The 18740-nt window shown below is 74.8% G+C and carries 14 protein-coding genes, 1 tRNA gene and 1 riboswitch; of the genes, 9 read left to right on the top strand and 6 right to left on the bottom strand.

The features are described 5' to 3' along the window. Positions 1-206: 206 nt before the first annotated feature. Positions 207-1418 (top strand): hypothetical protein, encoded by a 1212-nt coding sequence (locus AB0D10_RS10035; protein ID WP_360253833.1) that lies wholly within the window; start codon positions 207-209, stop codon positions 1416-1418. A 65-nt stretch (positions 1419-1483) separates the two neighbouring features. Here the strand turns inward: AB0D10_RS10035 and AB0D10_RS10030 are convergent, their stop codons facing one another. Together AB0D10_RS10030 and AB0D10_RS10025 are read right to left on the bottom strand one after the other, a co-directional pair. After that, a complete protein-coding gene (locus AB0D10_RS10030; protein ID WP_360253896.1) occupies positions 1484-2959 on the bottom strand; it encodes an aminopeptidase P family protein in 1476 nt (491 codons plus the stop codon). Between the two features lie 191 nt (positions 2960-3150). Continuing rightward, a complete protein-coding gene (locus tag AB0D10_RS10025; RefSeq protein WP_360253831.1) occupies positions 3151-4623 on the bottom strand; it encodes a PP2C family protein-serine/threonine phosphatase in 1473 nt (490 codons plus the stop codon). Positions 4624-5239: 616 nt separating this feature from the next. Between AB0D10_RS10025 and AB0D10_RS10020 the strand changes: the two genes are divergently transcribed. Beyond that, entirely contained in the window at positions 5240-5875 is a 636-nt protein-coding gene (locus AB0D10_RS10020; RefSeq protein ID WP_360253829.1) for a bifunctional DNA primase/polymerase, read from the top strand. Positions 5876-6093: 218 nt separating this feature from the next. Here AB0D10_RS10020 and AB0D10_RS10015 read toward each other — a convergent pair whose 3' ends face one another. The 4 genes from AB0D10_RS10015 to AB0D10_RS10000 form a co-directional block, all read right to left on the bottom strand. After that, positions 6094-7068, bottom strand: a complete 975-nt coding sequence (locus AB0D10_RS10015) for a DUF5926 family protein (RefSeq protein WP_360253827.1) — start codon at positions 7066-7068, stop codon at positions 6094-6096. A gap of 114 nt (positions 7069-7182) precedes the next feature. Then, positions 7183-7602 (bottom strand): ATP-binding protein, encoded by a 420-nt coding sequence (locus AB0D10_RS10010; protein ID WP_360253825.1) that lies wholly within the window; start codon positions 7600-7602, stop codon positions 7183-7185. Between the two features lie 417 nt (positions 7603-8019). Next, entirely contained in the window at positions 8020-8844 is an 825-nt protein-coding gene (locus tag AB0D10_RS10005) for a glycerophosphodiester phosphodiesterase family protein (RefSeq protein ID WP_360253823.1), read from the bottom strand. A gap of 137 nt (positions 8845-8981) precedes the next feature. Beyond that, positions 8982-10421 (bottom strand): cytosine permease, encoded by a 1440-nt coding sequence (locus AB0D10_RS10000; protein WP_360253821.1) that lies wholly within the window; start codon positions 10419-10421, stop codon positions 8982-8984. Then, a riboswitch (TPP riboswitch) is annotated at positions 10414-10560 on the bottom strand. Its footprint overlaps the gene before it by 8 nt. 210 nt (positions 10561-10770) lie before the next feature. Between AB0D10_RS10000 and AB0D10_RS09995 the strand changes: the two genes are divergently transcribed. The 7 genes from AB0D10_RS09995 to AB0D10_RS09965 all read left to right on the top strand — a co-directional run bounded on the left by AB0D10_RS09995 (position 10771) and on the right by AB0D10_RS09965 (position 18678). Continuing rightward, positions 10771-12639 (top strand): trypsin-like peptidase domain-containing protein, encoded by a 1869-nt coding sequence (locus tag AB0D10_RS09995; protein WP_360253819.1) that lies wholly within the window; start codon positions 10771-10773, stop codon positions 12637-12639. A 77-nt stretch (positions 12640-12716) separates the two neighbouring features. After that, positions 12717-12804, top strand: a tRNA-Ser gene (locus tag AB0D10_RS09990). Between the two features lie 130 nt (positions 12805-12934). Further along, positions 12935-13762, top strand: coding sequence for a MerR family transcriptional regulator (locus AB0D10_RS09985; protein ID WP_360253817.1), 828 nt, complete (start codon positions 12935-12937; stop codon positions 13760-13762). A gap of 46 nt (positions 13763-13808) precedes the next feature. Beyond that, positions 13809-15050 (top strand): MFS transporter, encoded by a 1242-nt coding sequence (locus AB0D10_RS09980; protein ID WP_360253815.1) that lies wholly within the window; start codon positions 13809-13811, stop codon positions 15048-15050. 182 nt (positions 15051-15232) lie between these two features. Next, the gene (locus AB0D10_RS09975) at positions 15233-16597 is read left to right on the top strand and encodes an FAD-linked oxidase C-terminal domain-containing protein (RefSeq protein ID WP_360253813.1); all 1365 of its coding nucleotides are present in this window, start codon (positions 15233-15235) and stop codon (positions 16595-16597) included. A 453-nt stretch (positions 16598-17050) separates the two neighbouring features. After that, positions 17051-17380 (top strand): hypothetical protein, encoded by a 330-nt coding sequence (locus AB0D10_RS09970; RefSeq protein WP_360253811.1) that lies wholly within the window; start codon positions 17051-17053, stop codon positions 17378-17380. Positions 17381-17892: 512 nt separating this feature from the next. Then, positions 17893-18678, top strand: a complete 786-nt coding sequence (locus tag AB0D10_RS09965) for a pyridoxal 5'-phosphate synthase (RefSeq protein WP_360253809.1) — start codon at positions 17893-17895, stop codon at positions 18676-18678. The last annotated feature ends 62 nt before the right edge of the window (positions 18679-18740 follow it).

The raw sequence follows: 18740 nt of genomic DNA, 5'->3' as shown, positions 1-18740 counted from the left end.
GGCGCCTTTCGGCGTTCCGGGCCGAGGCCGCGAAAAAACTTTCGGATCCACCTGCAACCTCCCCGGGGGTCGGACGTCCATAGAAGCGAGAGGCGGGGAGAGCGAGCCGGCGGGGCCGGGGCTCGGGCCGACTCCCCGGGGTGCCGACGAGCCGTTCGTGCGCCCGGAACCACCATCACCATCACCATGTCCTGGGGGACCGTTCCATGAGCACGTCCGTTGTTGCCCGTATTGCGAAGATTGTTCCCCTGGCCGTCATCGCCGCCGTCGGTGTCGCCGCCTGCGGCCCCGCGGAGACCGGCTCCTCGGCCGCCCCGAGCGCCGCGCGGTCCGCCGCGAGCGTGGTGACCACCGCCCCGGCCGCGCCGACCGGGTCCCCCGCCGCGTCGGCCACGACCGTCCCGGCCGAGCCGAGCTCCACCCCCTCCGCCGCCGCCACCACCCCGAGCGAGGCCGGGTCGCCCGCAGCGGTGGCCGTCGGCGCAACGGCGAAGCCTTCCGCCAAGCCTTCCGCCCAGTCCTCCGGCAAGCCCGTCACCAAGCCGGTCGCCAAGCCCGTCAGCGGGAACGGCGGCATCGGGATCACCTTCGACGGCCTGAACGACGGCCGGCAGGTCCAGGTGGGCGAGCAGGTGGCCTTCTCGGTGACCTGGAGGAACAACGACTCCTCGGGCAGCCGCGCGGTGGCGCCGGTGGTGGCGACCCAGGAGTTCGAGGGCGCGAAGTGCCAGCGCGGGCTCGCGATGGCGCAGGGCAAGCTGGAGCGCAAGGACGCCTCGGGCTGGAAGGCCATGCCGGCGCTGAGCCAGGGCGGCGGGATGGACTACGCGGGCACGGGTGACGACGCGGCCTTCACCCTGGCGGCGGGCGAGAGCCGGACCGTCCAGTACCGGATGGTCCTCGACGCGGGCAACCAGCCGGGCCGGCTGGCCGTCGAGGCGGACGCGGTGCAGCCGTCCTCCCTCACGGTCATGACGAAGAGCGTGGTCACCGCGTCGGTCGTCGACCGCCACCGCCCGGTGGTGACCTCGGTGTCCGGGCCCACCGCGCTGGTCGTGGGTGGGGCCCCGACCGAGTTCTCCTTCGAGGTCTCGTCGCCGGACGGGTCGGCCCTGCTGCGCCCGGTGGTGCGGCTGTCCCTCCCGGCGGGCGCGGGCCTGACCGGGGCGGACGTCACGATGGAGGCGAAGGTCGGCAACGAGTGGAAGTCCTTCGAGGTGACCCCGGACTGCAACGGGCGGCTCGGGGTGGCGCCGGCCGAGCTGGTCGGCGTCCTGCGGGGCAACCCGGTCGAGTACACGTTCCGGGTCGGCCTGAAGCGGACCGGCAGCGCCGCGCCGGTGGAGATCCAGGTCGGCGGGGACTCGGACGGCCACTCCGGCGAGACCGTCGCGGTCCGGCCCGCCGTCCGGCGCTGACCGCCGGACGCACGAGGGCCCGGCCTCCCGTCGCGCGGGGGCCGGGCCCTTCGGGGCGCGGTGGCTCAGGCGAGCGAGGCCATCCAGGCCTCGACGTCCTCGGAGCGGCGGGGCAGGCCGGCCGAGAGGTTCTCGTTGCCGTCGGCGGTGACCAGGATGTCGTCCTCGATGCGGACGCCGATGCCGCGGTACTCCTCCGGCACGGTCAGGTCGTCCTGCTGGAAGTACAGGCCGGGCTCGACGGTGAGGACCATGCCGGGGACCAGCAGGGCGTCGACGTGCTCCTCGCGGCGCGAGTGGGCGCAGTCGTGGACGTCGAGGCCGAGCATGTGGCCGGTGCCGTGGAGGGTCCAGCGGCGCTGCAGGCCGAGTTCCAGGACCTTCTCGACGTCGTACACGGAGGCGTCCAGCAGGCCCCAGGCGAGCAGGCGCTCGGCGAGCACCCGCTGCGAGGCCTCGTGGAAGTCGCGGAAGCGGGCGCCGGGCTTCACCGCGGCGATGCCGGCCTCCTGGGCGTCGTACACCGCGTCGTAGATCTTGCGCTGCAGGTCGGTGAAGCGGCCGTCGATCGGGAGGCTGCGGGTGACGTCGGCGGTGTAGAGCGTGTGGGTCTCCACACCGGCGTCCAGGAGCAGCAGCTCGCCGGGGCGCACGTCGCCGTCGTTGCGGACCCAGTGCAGGGTGGTGGCGTGCGGGCCGGCGGCGGCGATGGTGCCGTAGCCGACGTCGTTGCCCTCGACCCGCGCGCGGCGCCAGAAGGTGCCCTCGATCCAGCGCTCCGAGGTGGCGACGGCCTGGCCGAGCTCGCGGACCACGTCGGTGAAGCCCTTGACGGTGGCGTCGCAGGCGGCGCGCAGCTCGCCGATCTCCCACTCGTCCTTGACCAGCCGCAGGCCGCTCAGGAACTCCTTGAACCCGGCGTCCTTGTCGGCGTCGAGGACGTCGGCGAGCGCGGCCTCCAGACCGGCGTCGTAGCCGCGGATGATCCGGGTGGGGGCGGCGGAGGCGGCGGCGCGCGCGGCCAGCTCCTCGGCGACCTTGCGGACGTCGCGGGCGGGCAGGCCGAGCAGCTGCTCCTGCTCGGTCAGGCTGTGCCGGCGGCCGACCCACAGCTCGCCGTGGCCGTCCAGCCAGAACTCGCCGTTCTCGCGGTCGGAGCGGGGCAGCAGGTAGAGGGTGAACTCGTGGCCGGCGTCGCCGGTCGGCTCGGCGACCAGCACGGCGTCCTCGGTCTGGTCACCGGTGAGGTGCACGTACTCGCTGGAGGCGCGGAAGGCGTAGTCGGTGTCGTTGGAGCGGACCCGCAGGTTGCCGGCCGGGACGACCAGGCGCTCGCCGGGGTGGGCGGCGGACAGCCGGGCGCGGCGCTCGGCCGCGTACGGGGCCTGGGCGGCGGGGACGAGGCCGTGCAGCTCGGTGTCGGCCCAGCCGGACTTCATGGAGGCGGCCAGCTCGTCGGAGATGTCGCCGTAGAGGCCGTTCTTGCGTCCCTTGAACTCCTGCGGCTCCTCGCCGCCCTCGGCCTCGGGGTTCTCGGCCACCGCGGGGGTGCGGTCCTCGGTCACGTGCAACGCCTCCTTGGGGGTGGTACCGCCGCCCCTCGGGGGAGTGTCGGATCGCGACACGCGCGGGCGGCCGTGCGTCCATGGTACGGACGCCCGGCCGCTCGCCCTCCCCCCGACCTCGGCCGGGGACTCCATGGGCCCGGTGCCTCCGTCCGGACCGGCGCCGGTCAGTCGAAGCGGGCCGCCAGCAGCATCAGGTCGTCGGTGGCCGCCGCCGCGGTGGCCGGGTCCGGGCAGACGGCCAGCAGATGGGCGCAGAGCCGGTCCGGGTCGATCCGCACGTCGCGCGGGGCGTCGGCGGCGGCCCGGCGCAGGTTGGCCTGTCCGGCGTGCAGGGTCGGGCCGCAGCGGCGGGCCAGGCCCTCGGTGTAGAGCAGCAGGGTGTCGCCGCGCCCGGCGGTGAGCTCGACCCCGGGCGCCTCCCAGCAGGCCAGCATGCCGAGCGGGGCGGAGAGCGAGGTCTCCACGAACTCGGCGCCGTGCCGGCCGACCAGGACCGGCGGGCAGTGTCCGGCGCCGGCGAGGGTGATCCGGCGCTCCTCGGGCTCGATCCAGGCGTAGACGGCGGTGGCGGTGCGGGTCGGCTCGGTGGTCTTGAGCAGCAGTTCCAGGTCGCCCAGGACGGAGACCGGGTCCTCGCCCTCCAGGACCGCGTACGCCCGAAGCGCGGCCCGTACCCGGCCCATCGCGGCGGCCGCGCCGGCGGCGGAGCCGGGGCCAGCGCCGGGGCCGTCGCCGGAGACGGAGCCGACGGTGAGGCCGACGGTGCCGTCCGGCAGCGGGATGGCGTCGTACCAGTCGCTGCCGCAGGAGCGGTCCAGCCCGGCCGGGACGAGCCGGGCGGCCAGCCGCAGGCCGTCGGTGCGGGGGAGGTGGTCGGGCAGCAGGCCGCGGCGCAGCGCCTCGGTGGTGCGCAGGGTCCGCTCCGCCTCCAGCTGCTTGGCGAGCAGCGGGGCGGCGACCTCGCAGTACCGGCGGGCGAGTGCGCGCCGGCAGTCGGCCGGCACGGCGGGCTCGTCGTAGAACCAGAGGGCGGCGGCGAGCGGGCCGTCCTCGGTGGTGGCGAGCGGCAGGCCGTAGGCGCCGCCGAGGCCGAGGTGGACGGCGAGTTCGCGCAGCCGGGCGCCGATGGCCGGGTCCTCGGCGAGGTCGGGGGAGTGCAGTTGGGCGGGCCGGTCCCGTTCGCGCAGCAGCCGGGCGAGCAGGCTCTGTTCGGTCGGGACGGTCTCCAGGGCGCCGAGGCTGGCGCGGTCGAGGCCGAGGCCGACGGGCTGTCCGGGGCCGCCGCCGGGCGTCCGGGTGACCAGGACGCCGCGGCGGGCGCCGAGCAGGGCGGCGCCGGAGGCGAGGACGGTGTCGAGGGTGGCGGTGAGGCCGCGGGCCCGGGCGAGCCGTTCGGTGTGTTCGTGCAGGCTGGTGAGGTCGGACAGGCGTCCGGCCAAACGGTCCTGCACGGTGGCGGACGGTGCCGTGGGGTCGTCCACGGGGTCGTCCGGTGCGTCCGCGGGGTCGTCCTGCGCGTCGGCGGGGCCGGGGAGTCCCGGCGGGTCGAGGACGGTGAGCCCGCCTGCGCAGCCGGGTTCGCCCGGTTCGGCGGTCGTCGTCGACGGGAGGGCCGTCGACGGGTGGGACTCGGTCATGCCGCCACTCCTGACGCGGTGCTACGTGCCATGCGGAACCCCCAGGTACGGCCGATGTGGAGCGAGTGCGGCCAAAGGGCGCGTTTCGCCTCGTTTCGCTACTACTCGTCATTGATCGACAGCAATGCCACCACTTCTACACAGGCCATTCGGGGCATGTCCAGATCCAGGACGGCGCGGGGGCGGGTTCCGCGGCCGTCGCGACCCGGTCGGAGGGCGTGCGTGGTTCGTGCGCGCGCCGCTCGGGCCGGAGGCATGGAGGGAGGCGCGAGCGGGCAGAACCGTGGGGACGGACCGGGCGGCCGTCCGGATCGTATGCCCGTGCCGCCCCGGAGCCGGGTCGGCCGGAAGTCCCTCACTCGTACGGTGGAACCAAGCGCGCCCGGGCGGCGTCCATCCGGTCGCGTACGGGATTCTCGTTCCAAGGGCTGTTCCAGTCCGCGGCCCTTCTCATGTCGTGCTCCACACCGTGCTCCACGTCGTAGCCGCGCCGTCCGCCATGCCGCCCGCCCCGCTCCGCGCCGCACGGACCGTGCCGCGGCGGGCCCCGCGGAGGGTTCCGGTGGATGCCGACGGGGCGGAGCGAACCGAGCGGTCAGGGAAAGGAACGAGCGCCATGCGTGAGAACCCGAAGGACCGGTCGGAGGAGCGTGCCGTCCGGCTGGCCGCGGCCCTGGAGGCCGCCGTCGACCACCGCTGGCCCGTGGTGCCGGGCGCCGTGCTGCGCGGCGGGCGCTGCTCCTGCGGCGACCGGGACTGCACCGTTCCCGGCGCGCACCCGCACGACCCCTCGCTGCTGGCCGCCACCACGGACGCCCGGATGGTGCGCTGGTGGTGGGAGCGGCAGAGCCCGGACGCGACGGTGCTGGCGGCCACCGGTTCCACGGTCTCGGCGGTCAGCCTGCCCGCGGCGGCCGGGGCGCGGGCGCTGGTCTACCTCGGCGCGCTGCGGATGCCGCTCGGGCCGGTGCTGGCGATGCCGGGTCGCTACGCGCTGCTGGTGGCCCCGTACTCCTTGGACGCGCTCGGCGAGATGCTTGCCCAACTCCCTTGGGTGCCGGGTTCGTTGCGCTACCACGGGCCGGGCGGCTTCCTGCCGCTGCCGCCCGGCGGGACGGCCGGCCGGGTGCGCTGGGTGCTGGCGCCGCGACCGGGTGCGGGTGGCGGGGTCTGGTTGCCGCAGGTCGGGCCGCTGCTGGGCGAGTTGGTGGAGGCGACGGTCCGGCTGGACAGCGGACGCTCGGCGTACTGAAGGCCGGGTGCCGTCCCCGGGTGTCGGGGCGGCGACTGGCGGGGCGCTCCGGAAAAAGAAAAGATCCGGCCGCTGGCGACGGGGGATGCACCAGCGGCCGGACTCTTTAGACAGTAACAAGGATCCGCGCCCGCGCCAATTTCCAAGACGCCCTCCACGCCCGGAAATTGCGCGTTCACCGCGACAATGTGACGCGTATCACGCGGATCCTGCGTGCTTTAGTTCAAGGTGACCTGACGGTTCACCAGGTTCGCGCGGGCGCGCCGCTCCTCGGCGGTCAGCGGGGTCGCGTCGGCGAGGACCGCGGCGAGCCGCTCGCCGAACTCGGCGGCCGGCTTCTCGCAGTCGGCGGCGGTCATCGCGAGCGGCAGGTCCCACACCGGCACGGTCAGGCCGTGCGCGCGGAAGGAACCGACCAGGCGGGTGTCCGGGCCGAGCGAGGCCTCGCCGGCGGCGTTCAGCCGGGCCAGCGCGTCCAGCAGCTGCTCCTCGGGCACGGTCATCACCCAGCGCAGGTGGTTCTTGTCCGGGGTGCCGCACCAGTAGGCGGCGTCGACGCTGCCCAGCTTCTCGGTCGGGATGGCCGAGGCGTTGGCGCGCTCCAGGGAGGCGGCGACCTCGCCGGTGGCGGTCTCGGCGTCCTCCAGCCAGAACTCGAAGCCGGTGTGCACGACCGGCTCGAACGCGGCGGTGGTGTCCAGCAGGTCCTGCAGGCGGCGCCCGCCCGGGACGGTCCGGCGGGCCGGCACCGGGGTGCCCGGCTCGGTGGCCAGGGCCAGCTCCAGGGCGTCCGCGAGGTCGCGGCTGAGGTCGCCGGAGGAGGACTGGGTCTGCAGGCCGAGCAGGATCGAGCCGTCCTGGCGGCGCAGGGCCGGCCAGGCCAGCGGCAGCACGGTCGCCAGCGTCACCGACGGGACGTCGCCCTCGGCCACCCCGGCGGCCAGCGTCAGCGGCACCGTGGCGGCGGGCACCAGCTCGCGCAGCGCCACCCAGTCGGCCTCTCCCGGCAGGCCCTCGAACGGGCGGTGCACGAGCTCCTGCACCGCGTGCGAGGCCTCCCGGCCGTGGCAGGCCTTGTAGCGGCGGCCCGAGCCGCACGGGCAGTCCTCGCGGGCCCCGACCACGGGGACCTCACCCGTGACGGCGGTGGTGGACTGACGCTGCGGCGCCTTCTTGGCGGCCTTCTTGCCCATGGTGCGGCTCTCCCGGGAACGGTGGTCCTGTGTCCCGGGAAGCCTACTGACGTTCCTCCGGCACCCGCGCTACCCCCGGCGCGCGCGAACGCGCCGGGGCGGGCGGGTGCCGCCCTACGCGCTGCGGGCGTCGCCCCCGGAGCGCCGGGCGTGGCGGGCGCGCGCGGGCAGCGCCGCCCAGACCGTCACCTCGCCGGGCGAGTCGCGCACGCCCCAGTCGCTGGCCAGCTGGTCGACGATGCTCAGGCCGCGGCCGCCGCGCGAGGTCAGCGAGGGACCGGCGGGCAGCGGCCGGGTGGTCGCGCCGCCGTCGGTGACCTCCAGGGTGAGCACGCCGTCGGTGTGCATCTGCCAGCGGACCAGCACGCCGCCGTCCGGCTCGGCCGTGCCCTCGCCGTGCTCCCGGCCGCCGGGTGCGGGGTGCGTCCCGGACGGGACGCCGACCAGCACCTGCCCGAGCACCTCGGCCCGGGCGCTGCGGCCGAGCGCCGGCAGCGGGCCGAGCGGACGGGCGTAGCGACACGCATTGCTCAACAGTTCGGAAAGGATCAGAACAGCATCATCGATGACCGGTTCCGGTATCTGCCGGTCACCCAGATCTCGACGCAGTCGGCGCCGTGCGACCCCGACACTCGCTGGGCCGTGCGGCACTGCCATGGTCGATGAAGTCGGCACTTCACGCGCCATCATCAACGCCACCCCCGGACCTCCTTCAGCGTATGCCGAGGGAGAGATGCCCCTTGGTAATGCGTCGGAAACGAGCACCGGACGATCCCGCGAGCCCATTTCGAGCACGGCGACCGAGGGTGGGCAAGAGGTCATTCCGTGCTCACCCTCCGTCGCCCGGGCGCAAGAATTCAGGCAATACCGAGCGAGGAAGGTTTGACTGCCGACCAGAGTGATCAGTCCGCACCGGTACGGTCGTCGGTGCGTCGGCGGATCACCCGCGGATCACCGGCCGAGCTGCGCCAGCACCTCGGCGGGCCGGTTGGTGATGATCGCGGACACCCCGAGTTCCAGGCAGAGCTCGACGTCGGCCGGGTCGTCCACCGTCCACACGTGCACCGCGTGCCCCAGTTCGCGCAGCCGGGTCACCAGCTGCGGACGGGCCCGCACCAGCTCGATGCCCGGACCGGCGATCCGCGCCCCGCCCGGCAGCGGCGCGCCCTCGCGCAGCCGGCCGAGCAGCGGGAGCGTGCGCTCGAACAGGAACACCCGGCGGTACTCCGGCGCGGCGGCGGCCACCCGGTTCAGGGCGACCGAGGAGAAGCTCATGATCCGGGCGGACGGACGGTCGCCCTCCGGGGCCGTGCCGATCTTGTACCGCTCCAGCGTCCGCAGCAGCTCGGCCTCCACCAGGCCGCGGAAGCGCACCGGGTGCTTGGTCTCGATCGCCAGGTCCACCGGGCGGCCGCAGTCCACCACCAGCTCCAGCAGGCGGTCCAGCCGCAGCACGCCGCGCAGCTCGGGGTCGGTGCTGGGGCGGCCGGTCTTCCAGGCGCCGAAGTCGTAGGCCTCCAGCTCGGCGAGCGTCATCGCCGAGACGGTGCCGCGGCCGTTGGACACCCGGCCGATCCGCCGGTCGTGCACGCAGACCAGGTGGCCGTCGGCGGTCACCCGCACGTCGCACTCCACCGCGTCGGCGCCCTCGTCGAGGGCGCGGCGGTAGGCCGCGAGGGTGTGTTCGGGCAGGGCGTGGGAGGAACCGCGGTGGGCGATCACCTGGACGGGCGGCGCGGTGCGCGCCGCCGCCGAGGACAGGTCTGGGCTGGTCACAGGGCCAACGATAGGCGGCGGAGGTGAAGCGGGGGCGAAGACGGCCCCAACCCGTGGGGCCGTCTGCGGGGTGCCGGGCGGTCGAACGGCCCGGCGGCCGGCGGTGCCGGGCCGCCGGGTGCCCGGGCCGCGGGGCGTCAGCGCGCCGCGCGGCGGGAGAGCGGGGTGAGCGCCCAGGTGACCAGGGCGGGCACCAGGAAGGCGAACAGCGAGGCGGACGTCCACTCCTGCGGGGTGAAGTGCAGCGCCTCCTGGGCGGAGGTCCAGAAGTCCGTCCACCAGCCGGCGACCTTGGTCGGCGCGATGAACTGGTAGACGGCGAAGCCCAGCACCCACGGCAGCAGCATCGTCCAGCGGGACGGCGCGTCCTCGGAGAGGTCCCAGCCGCGGCGTCCGGCGCCGAAGAAGAAGTCCACCGCCAGCACCGCCAGCAGCGGCACGAACACCGAGCCGATCAGCCCGAGGAAGTTGGCGTAGGTGTCGGTGAACGTGTCGATCTGCAGCGCCAGCACCGTGGTCAGCACGCCGATCCCGCCGCTCAGCACCCGGCGGTCCGCCTTCGGCAGCAGGTTCTGCACCGACATCGCGGTCGAGTACACGTTGGCGAAGGACTGGTCGGTCTCGCGCAGCACCAGGACCAGCAGGAACAGCCAGCCGGCCCAGACCCCGAGGAAGGAGTCGAAGATCTTGTCCGGGTCGCCGCCGGACTGCAGCAGCGCCATCAGGCCGAGCACGTAGCACCAGACCTGGGCGACCGTGTAGCCGGAGAAGCTGCCCCAGAACGCCGAGCGCGGGGTGCGCGAGTGCCGGGTGTAGTCGGCTGCCAGCGGGACGAAGGAGATCGACACCGCGATCATCGCGTCGGTCGCGCCGAGGAAGCCGTGCCAGTTGCCGGCGCCCGGGTCCGGCACGCCCAGGCGGCCCAGCTGGACGGTGAAGTACACCATCGCGACGGCGACCGCCCCGGCCACGAACCGGCGCAGCACCGCGATCGAGCCCAGCGGCCAGATGGTCAGCGCGGTGGTCAGCGCGCCCGCGAGCAGCACGAACAGCCAGCGGTAGCCGGTCGTGTGGGCGACGGTCTGGGCGCCCGCCGAGATCGTCAGCAGCTCGAACACGCCCCAGCCGACGCACTGCACGATGTTCAGCACCGTCGGCACGTACGACAGCCGGGTGCCGAACAGCCCGCGCAGGTTCGCCATCGCGGGGGCGCCGGTCCGGGCGCCGATCAGCGCGGCCACGCCGAGCATCGCGGTGCCGACCGCCGTGCCGACCGCGATCGCGGTCACCGCGGCGGCCAGCGAGAGTTCGCTGCCGGGGGCGCCGAGCACGGTGGCGGCGGTGGAGAAGCCGATCAGGCTGACGCCCAGATTCATCCAGAGCGCGAAGTGGTCCCGGAAGCGCAGCGTGCGCGGCGGCTCGGTGTCCAGGACCAGCGGCGCCTCGACCCGGCCGGCCCGGTCGGGGCGGTCCAGGACGGCGGTGGCCCCGGCCGACGGGTCGGGGGACTCCGCGGGGGCGGGGAAGCCCTCGGGCGCGGGCGCGCCCGACGAGGAGGATGGAGAAGCAGGCGGCATGGCCGATACTCCCTACGCCGGCATTACCCGGACAGGTTCCGGCGGTCAGCGCCCCCTCGAACGTCCGCCTCGCTCGCGTGGCGTACGGTCGACATGCGCACTCTCAGCCTGGTCGGTCCAAGCTCCCGCGTGTCAGTTTGGAGCGACAGGCTAACCGGCACGGGGGCGAACACCCAAGGCCAGGGCGTGCGCGGTCCGCATCGCGGGACGCCCGGCAGGGGGTGGGGAGCCCACGGCCGTCGGCACCGGCTAAGGATTCTTATGAGTTCTTCAGAGGGGTCCTTACGGCAATCGAATCGACAGTGCGAAAAACTATGGTCCTTGGTTCTGCCAGCTATGGAGGTCGTCCGTGAGCACCGAGCGCGAGGTTGGGCCCACCGGGCCGCAGGGGGAGCAGCCCGCCGGCCAGGGAGCGGCCGACGCCGTTTCCGACGGCCCCGCTCAGGGCGGGCACCAGTCGACCATGGCCTTCCGCCGGGTCCCCGAGGCCGCCGGGGACACCCCGGTCGACGCCCCGGCGGAAGGCGGGCACAAGCCGACCATGGCGTTCAGCCGGGTGCCCGAGCCCGAGGCGGCGCCCGCGGCCGAGGCCGCCCCGGTCGACGCCCCGGCGGAGGGCGGGCACAAGCCCACCGTCGCCTTCACCAAGGTCCCCGCGCCGGAGGCCCCGGCCGCGTCCGAGGCGCCCGCCGCGCCGGTCCCCGCCGTCGCCGAGCAGCCCGCCGTCGATCCGGTCACCGGGTACATCGACGCGCCACCGCCGGTCCTGCCGCCCGCCACCCCGGCCGCCGCGCCCGTGGCCCCGGCGCTGCCGCCGGCCGCCAACCCGTACGCCACCCCGACCCACGGCGTCCCCGCCGCCGGCGCGCACGACCCGTACGGTGCCGCCGCGCCCGCGCCGGGCACCCCGGCGGCACCCGGTGCGCCCGCCGCGCACGGCCACCACCCGTTCGGCGCAGGCCAGCCGCTCGGCGGCTGGGGACCGTCCCACGACGCCGCCTCCGGCGGCGCGGGCCACCCCGGCGGCCCGAACGGCCCGAACGGCCCGCTCGGCTACCCGGCCGAGTACCCCGGCGGCCCGAACGGCGGCGGCCCGCGCAGGAAGCGCGGCGGCCTGGTCGCCCTGATCGCGGCCGTCGCCCTGGTCGCCGGCGTGGCCGGCGGCGCGCTCGGCGTGACCGTGGCCGACCGCAACAGCCGCAGCACCTCCGCGGACGACCACCGCAGCACCACCGTCCAGGCCAGCGACACCCAGAAGAACGAGCCTGCCCCGGGCTCGATCGCCGCCATCGCGCAGAAGGCGCTGCCCAGCGTCGTCACCATCAAGGCGCAGGGCAACGGCGAGTCGGGCACCGGCACCGGCTTCGTCTTCGACACCGAGGGCCACATCCTCACCAACAACCACGTGGTCGCGCCGACCCTCAACGGCGGCAAACTGACCGTCAAGTTCGCCGACGGCACCTCGTACAACGCGTCGGTGCTGGGCCACGCCGAGGGCTACGACGTCGCCGTGGTCAAGATCGACAACCCGCCGAAGAGCAAGCTGGCCCCGCTGCCGCTGGCCGACTCCGACAAGGTCAACGTCGGCGACGCCACCGTCGCGATCGGCGCGCCGTACGGCCTGGAGTCCACCGTCACCAGCGGCATCATCAGCGCCAAGGACCGCCCGGTCGCCTCCGGCGACGAGACCGGCTCGCAGGCCTCGTACATGAACGCCCTGCAGACCGACGCCTCGATCAACCCCGGCAACTCCGGTGGCCCGCTGCTCGACTCCGGCGGCGCGGTGGTCGGCATCAACTCGGCGATCCAGTCCAACGCCTCCGCCAACGGCCGGGCCGGCAGCATCGGCCTGGGCTTCGCCATCCCGATCAACCAGGCCAAGTGGGTCGCGGACACCCTGATCAAGACCGGCAAGCCGGTCTACGCCAAGCTCGACGTGCTGCGCAACGACGACTACAAGGGCGACGGCGCGCAGATCCAGACCAAGGACATCCAGGGCCAGCCCGCCGTCACCCCCGGCGGCGCGGCCGACAAGGCCGGCCTCAAGCCGGGCGACGTCATCACCAAGCTCGGCGGCGTGCCGATCGAGAACGGCCCCGCCCTGGTCAGCCGGATCTGGACGCACAAGCCCGGCGAGACCGTCGACGTCGAGTACACCCGCAACGGCCAGACCCTCACCACCAAGGTGACCCTCGGCCAGCGCGACGGCGACCAGTGACCCCCGCCCGCTGACCCGCGACGCCGCGAAACGGTGTGCGCCGAACCCCGCCGGACCCGTTAGGCTGACCTCCGCCTGGAGAGCTGCCCGAGCGGCCTAAGGGAACAGTCTTGAAAACTGTCGTGGCGTGACCCGTCACCGTGGGTTCGAATCCCACGCTCTCCGCCGGTAGGAGAACCACCTGCTCAGGGCGGGTGCCGACATCGATTCGGCACCCGCCCTTCGCGTTCCCGGGGTCGGGTCCGGCGGCCGGGGTTGACCCTGACACCGTGGGAGGCGATGGAGTGGAGCCACCATGTTGACCATCGGAGACTTCGCCAGCCACGGCCGGGTGTCGGTGCGGATGCTGCGCCACTACGACGCGATCGGACTGCTGCGGCCCGCCCGGGTGGACCCGGTCAGCGGCTACCGCTCCTACGAGGCGGCCCAACTCGCCCGGCTGAACCGGGTGATCGCGCTCAAGGAGCTCGGTTTCACGCTGCAGCAGGTGCGCGCCGTCCTGGACGACGAGGTGGACGCGGCCGAACTGCGCGGGATGCTGCGGCTGCGGCGGGCCCAACTCGCCGAGGCCATCGCGGCGGACGAGCTGCGGCTGGCCCGGGTGGAGGCGAGGCTCCGGACGATCGAGAGCGAGGGAACCATGTCCGCACACGATGTCGTGGTGAAGCCGGTGCCGTCCGTCCGGGCGGCCCAACTGACCGGCGTGGCCGCGAGTTACGAGCCCGAGGAGATCACGCCGGTGATCGGCCCGCTGTTCGCCGAACTGTGCCGGCGGATGGCCGCGGCCGGGGTCGAGGCGACCGGCCCGTCCATCGCCCGGTACGAGGACGCGCCGGAGGGCGACGGCTCGGTGCTGGTCCTGGTCGCCGTCCCGGTCGGACCGTCGGTGCGTCCGACCGGGCACGACTTCGAGGTGCTCGACCTGCCGCCGATCGGGGAGGCGGCGACGATCGTGCACCGCGGCCCGATGGACGGGGTGCTGGGCACCGTCCAGGAACTGGCCCGGTTCATCGAGGAGAACGGCTACCGCTCGGACGGCTATGCCCGGGAGCTGTACGTGGAGTGCCCGGAGGACCGGGCCCGGTGGGTCACCGAACTCCAGGAGCCGGTGGTCCGCCGGTAGCGCGCGTTTGCCCTCGACCGGGTCGAGGGTCCTAGCGTCGCCCGGCATGACGACCACCGCCACCAGCGGCGCCGGCGGCACCGCCACGGACCCCGCCACCGGCCCGCGGGCACCGCTGCCCGCGCCGTACCTGCTCTGGCTGGCCGGGACCCAGGCCGGACTGCTGGGCGACGCCGCACTGTACTTCGCCCTCGGCTGGGCCGCCTCGGCGCACGGCGGCGGGGCGGCGGCCCTCGTGCTGACCGCGGTCACCGTGCCGCGGACGGTGCTGGTCCTGCTGGGCGGCGCCGTCGCGGACCGGTTCGGCGCCCGCCGGGTGATGCTCGTCGGGGACACGGTCATGCTGGTCGCGACCGCCGCCCTGGCCCTCGCGGCGGGCGGGCGGGGCACGCCGCTGTGGCTGCTGGTCGCGGCGGCGGCCGTGATCGGGACCGTCGACGCCTTCCACCTCCCGGCGAGCGGGTCGATGCCCGCCCGTCTGGTGCCCGCCGACCGGCTGCCCCGGGCGCTCGCGCTGCGCCAGGCGGGCGGGCAGGCCGCCGTCCTGCTCGGGGCACCGCTGGGCGGCCTGCTGGTCGCTCTCGGTGGGCTGCCCGGTGCGGCGGCGGCGGACGCGGCGAGCTTCGGGGTCGTCCTGCTGGTCCTGCTGCGGGTCCGGCCGCGGGAGGGGGCGCCGTCCGCCGCGTCGGCCGGCCTGCTGCGGGAGGCGGTGTCCGGCATCCGGCTCGCCCTCGGCGACCCGCTGCTGCGGTCCGCGCTGCTGCTCACCGGCGCGGCCGCCGGGGCACTGCTGCCGGTGGTGTCCCTGCTCGGTCCGCTGCTGGCGAGGGCGCACGGCTGGACGGCGGGCACGGCGGGACTGGTGACCGGCGGTCAGGCGGCCGGGGTGCTCGCGGTGGCCGGTCTGGTCGCCCGGTGCGGCGCGCTGCCCCGGACGGGGGTCGGGGCAGCGGCCGGACTCGGGACGGCGTCGGCGGGGATCGCGCTGCTGGCGCTGGCCGCGGGGCCGGTGACGGCGGTGGCCGGCAGCACGGTCACCGGCATCGGATCGGGGCTGTTCGCCTGCCACATCGGACCGCTGGTGCTGACGGGCGCCCTGCCGTCCCACCTCTCCCGGGTGCAGGCGCTGTCGACGCTCGTGCAGAGCGTGGCCCTGGTGGTGTCGAACGCCCTGCTGGGCCTGCTTGCGGACGCGACGGGCGCGGCCCTGCCCACCCTGCTCTGCGCCCTCGCCACGGCCACCGCCGCCGTCACCGCGCTGGCCACCCGCACGCTCCGCCACGCCTGACCGACGGCGGACGCCCACGGCCGGGGCCGCCCGCCACGGGCCCTCGCCCACCACAGCCGTTCGCCCGGCTCGGTGAGGGCCCCGCGCGGGCTCCCCGTCGGGCCCGAGGCCCACTTGCCGCACCACCGGCACGCGGGCAGAGTGCGGAGGTGGAGCTGGTCGGGCGGCGGGCGGAGGCGGCGATGAGTGATCTGACGGACCGACTGGCGCTGGGCCTCCCGGCCGGGGCCGTGGTGGTGGACCCCGACGTGACCGCCGCGTACAGCCGCGACATGGCCGGGTTCTGCGCGGCCGGCGTGCCCGCCGCGGTGGTGTTCCCGGAGACGGTCGAGCAGGTGCAGCACGTGATGCGCACCGCGACCGGGCTGCGCGTGCCGGTGGTGCCGCAGGGCGCCCGGACCGGCCTCTCCGGTGCGGCGAACGCGGTGGACGGCTGCGTCGTGCTGTCGCTGGTGAAGCTGGACCGGATCCTGGAGATCGACCCGGTGAACCGGATCGCGGTCGTCGAGCCCGGTGTGGTGAACGCCGAACTCTCGCGCGCGGCGGGGGAGTCGGGCCTGGCCTACCCGCCGGACCCGTCCAGCTGGGAGTCCTGCACGATCGGCGGCAACATCGGCACCGGAGCGGGCGGGCTCTGCTGCGTGAAGTACGGCGTCACCAGCGAGTACGTGCTCGGCCTGGACGTGGTGCTGGCGGACGGGCGGCTGCTGTCCACCGGCCGCCGGACGGCCAAGGGCGTGGCCGGCTACGACCTGACCCGTCTGTTCGTCGGCTCGGAGGGGACGCTCGGCGTGGTGGTCCGGGCCGTCCTGGCGCTGCGGCCCGCGCCCGCCCCGCAGCTGGCGCTGGCGGCGGAGTTCCCCAGCGCGGACGCGGCCGGTGCGGCGGTCTGCGAGGTGATGGCGCGGGGCCTGACCCCGTCGCTGATGGAGCTGATGGACGCGGTCTCGGTGCGGGCCGTCAACGAGTTGGGGCAGATGGGGCTGCCGGAGTCGACCCAGGCCCTGCTGCTGGTGGCCTTCGACGGGCCGGACCGGGTCGGCGAGCTGGCGCGGGTCGCGGAGCTGTGCCGGGCGGCCGGGGCGACCGAGGTGGTGCCGGCCGAGGACCAGGCGGAGTCCGATCTGCTGCTGGCGGCCCGGCGGCTGGCGCTGCCCGCGCTGGACCGCTTGGGCACCACGATGATCGACGACGTGGCGGTGCCGCGGTCCCGGCTGGCCGAGATGCTGAACGGCGTCGCGGCGATCGCGGAGCGGCAGGGGCTGACCATCGGGGTGGTCAGTCACGCCGGGGACGGCAACACCCACCCGATCGTGATCTTCGACGCCGGGGACGCGGAGCAGACCGCGCGCGCCCAGCGCTCCTTCGACGAGATCATGGCGCTCGGGCTGGAGCTGGGCGGCACGATCACCGGCGAGCACGGGGTGGGGCTGCTCAAGCGGGACTGGCTGGCCCGCGAGCTGGGCCCGGTGGCGCTCGACCTGCAGCGGCAGCTGAAGGCGGTCTTCGACCCGCTGGGGATCCTGAACCCGGGCAAGATGGTCTGATCCTCTCCGGCGACCGACGGTGGATTGTTCGTCTTCCTGCGCCCGCCGTTTCGGTGTGACTTTCCGATGGTCTGCGAATGGCTGAAAAGTCGACACAGGAGGGTGGTCGAACCTTTCCGGGGCGTGTCCGCGATCCGTCCGCGCCGGGGTGGTGCGCTCGGTGGTTCGTGTGGCGTCGAAGCGCCGCGTCAAATCGCGCTCGAATCGACGGCCGTTCGGTCAACGTCCCAGGTGAGGGCGGTGCGTCGGCGCGATCTCCGGTTTCCCCGACGTCATGCGCGGCCCTGGCGGATATCACGCTAACGGGCGAAAACTGCCGGACGAGCTAGTGCTTTGTCGATTTGTTGCGGAAGTCTGTCTCCCGGCGTCGCAGCCACCAGGTGTTCGTCTGGCCGGCGAACCCCGCACACCATGCTCGACCGTTGCGCGATCAACAGCTTTCTGGAGGCTTTCATGGCTCGCATCCACCCCCGGCGGGTGGCCGGACTCCTGCTCGCCGGTCCGTTCGCGGCCGGTCTGCTGTTGCTGGGTGCCGGCATCGCCGCCGCCGACAACGGCGCGGGCGCCGCGGCCGGCTCCAATGCCGGCGTGGTCTCCGACGTCGGCACCGGCAACGTCTTCGGCGGGGTCGACGGCAACCACGTCTCCACGCAGCAGACGGCCACCGGCTCCGGTGCCTCGAACCAGAACAACACGCTCGCGGTGAAGGACAACGCGGGCGCGATCCTGGCAGGTCAGGGCAACAAGAACGTCAACGTCATCTTCGCGCCGATCTTCCCCTGACCACGGGGCAGTACGACCGCACGACCGCACGACCGCGTGACCGCAGGGCCGCAGGGCCGTGCGACCGCGCCGGGTCCTACCGGGCACCACTGAGGGCGGGGGCGCCGGAGGTGGGTGGCCGCGGGTGAGCTGAGCACCCGAGGACGGGCCCGGGCCGGACCGGTCGATCCGACCAGGACGACCGGAACAGCCGGAACAGCCGGAACGACGACCGAAACGACCGCGACAACCGGAGGGAACCGCGCATCACCGAGGGAACAGCGCATGACCGGCCAGCGGAAAGGGTCACCGCGAAACCGGCCCCGTGGGCGGTGCCACCATCGGCACCGCCCACGAGTGCGTCCGGCGCCGTCCCCGGCCGACCGGCCGTGATCCGTCCACCGAGGGCCCGCGCCCGGAGCCGTCGGCCCTCGGCGGTACGGTTGCGCTCCGACAGCGCACCACGCGCCGGAGCCCGGAAAGGAGGGCCCGGCCGGGGTGGTGACCGCGGCAACCGGAGGAGAGGGCGCGCGATGGCGGCGGAGGAGGAGGGCCTGACCGGCCCGGACGAGGCCTGGCCTGCACCGGAGCCGGCGGCGGAACGCCCCGAGCCGGTGGCCGCGCCGCCCGGCGAGCGCCGGCCCGAGCCCCGGTCCGTCCCGGAGCTGCTGCTGGGCCGCCCGCCGATGGCCCGCCCGCTGCCGTTCTTCGACCACGAGGCCGCCGCCGTCGAGCCCGGCCCGCTGTTCGTGGACTGGCTCGCCACCGCCCTGGACGCCGGGGTGCTGGACCCGCAGGCGTTCACCCTCTCCACCGTCGACGCGGACGGCATGCCGGACGCCCGGGTGCTCGTGCTGCGCGACGTCGACGCGGCCGGCACCGGCTGGAACTTCTCCGCCGCCGCCGACAGCCCCAAGGGCCGTCAGCTCGCCGACCACCCGGCAGCCGCGCTGACCGTCTACTGGCCGCAGCTGGGCCGCCAGGTGCGGGTGCGCGGCAGCGTCGAACGGGCCGTGGACCTGGTCGCCGCCGCCGAGTTCGCCACCCGTTCGCCCGCCGCCCGGGCCTCCTCGCTGGTCGGCCGGCAGAGCGAGCCGCTGGCCTCGCTGGCCGAGTACGACGAGGCGGTGGCGGTCGCCCGCCGTCGACTGGAGGCGCACCCCGACGTCGTCCCGCCCGGCCACGCCGTCTACACGCTGTGGGCGCACGAGGTGGAGTTCTGGCAGGGCGACTCCCAGCGCCGGCACGTCCGGCTGCGCTACACCCGCAGCGGTCCGGTCAGCTCCCCGGACTGGTCGCGCTCCCTGCTCTGGCCGTGAGCCGGCCGGTGGCCACGGCCCGGCCGTGAGCCCGCGGTGACCACGCACCGGCCGTGCGCCGA

The sequence above is a fragment of the Kitasatospora sp. NPDC048545 genome (genome assembly GCF_040651155.1).
Lineage (GTDB): Bacteria > Actinomycetota > Actinomycetes > Streptomycetales > Streptomycetaceae > Kitasatospora.
This window is presented reverse-complemented; position numbering and strand designations above follow the sequence as displayed.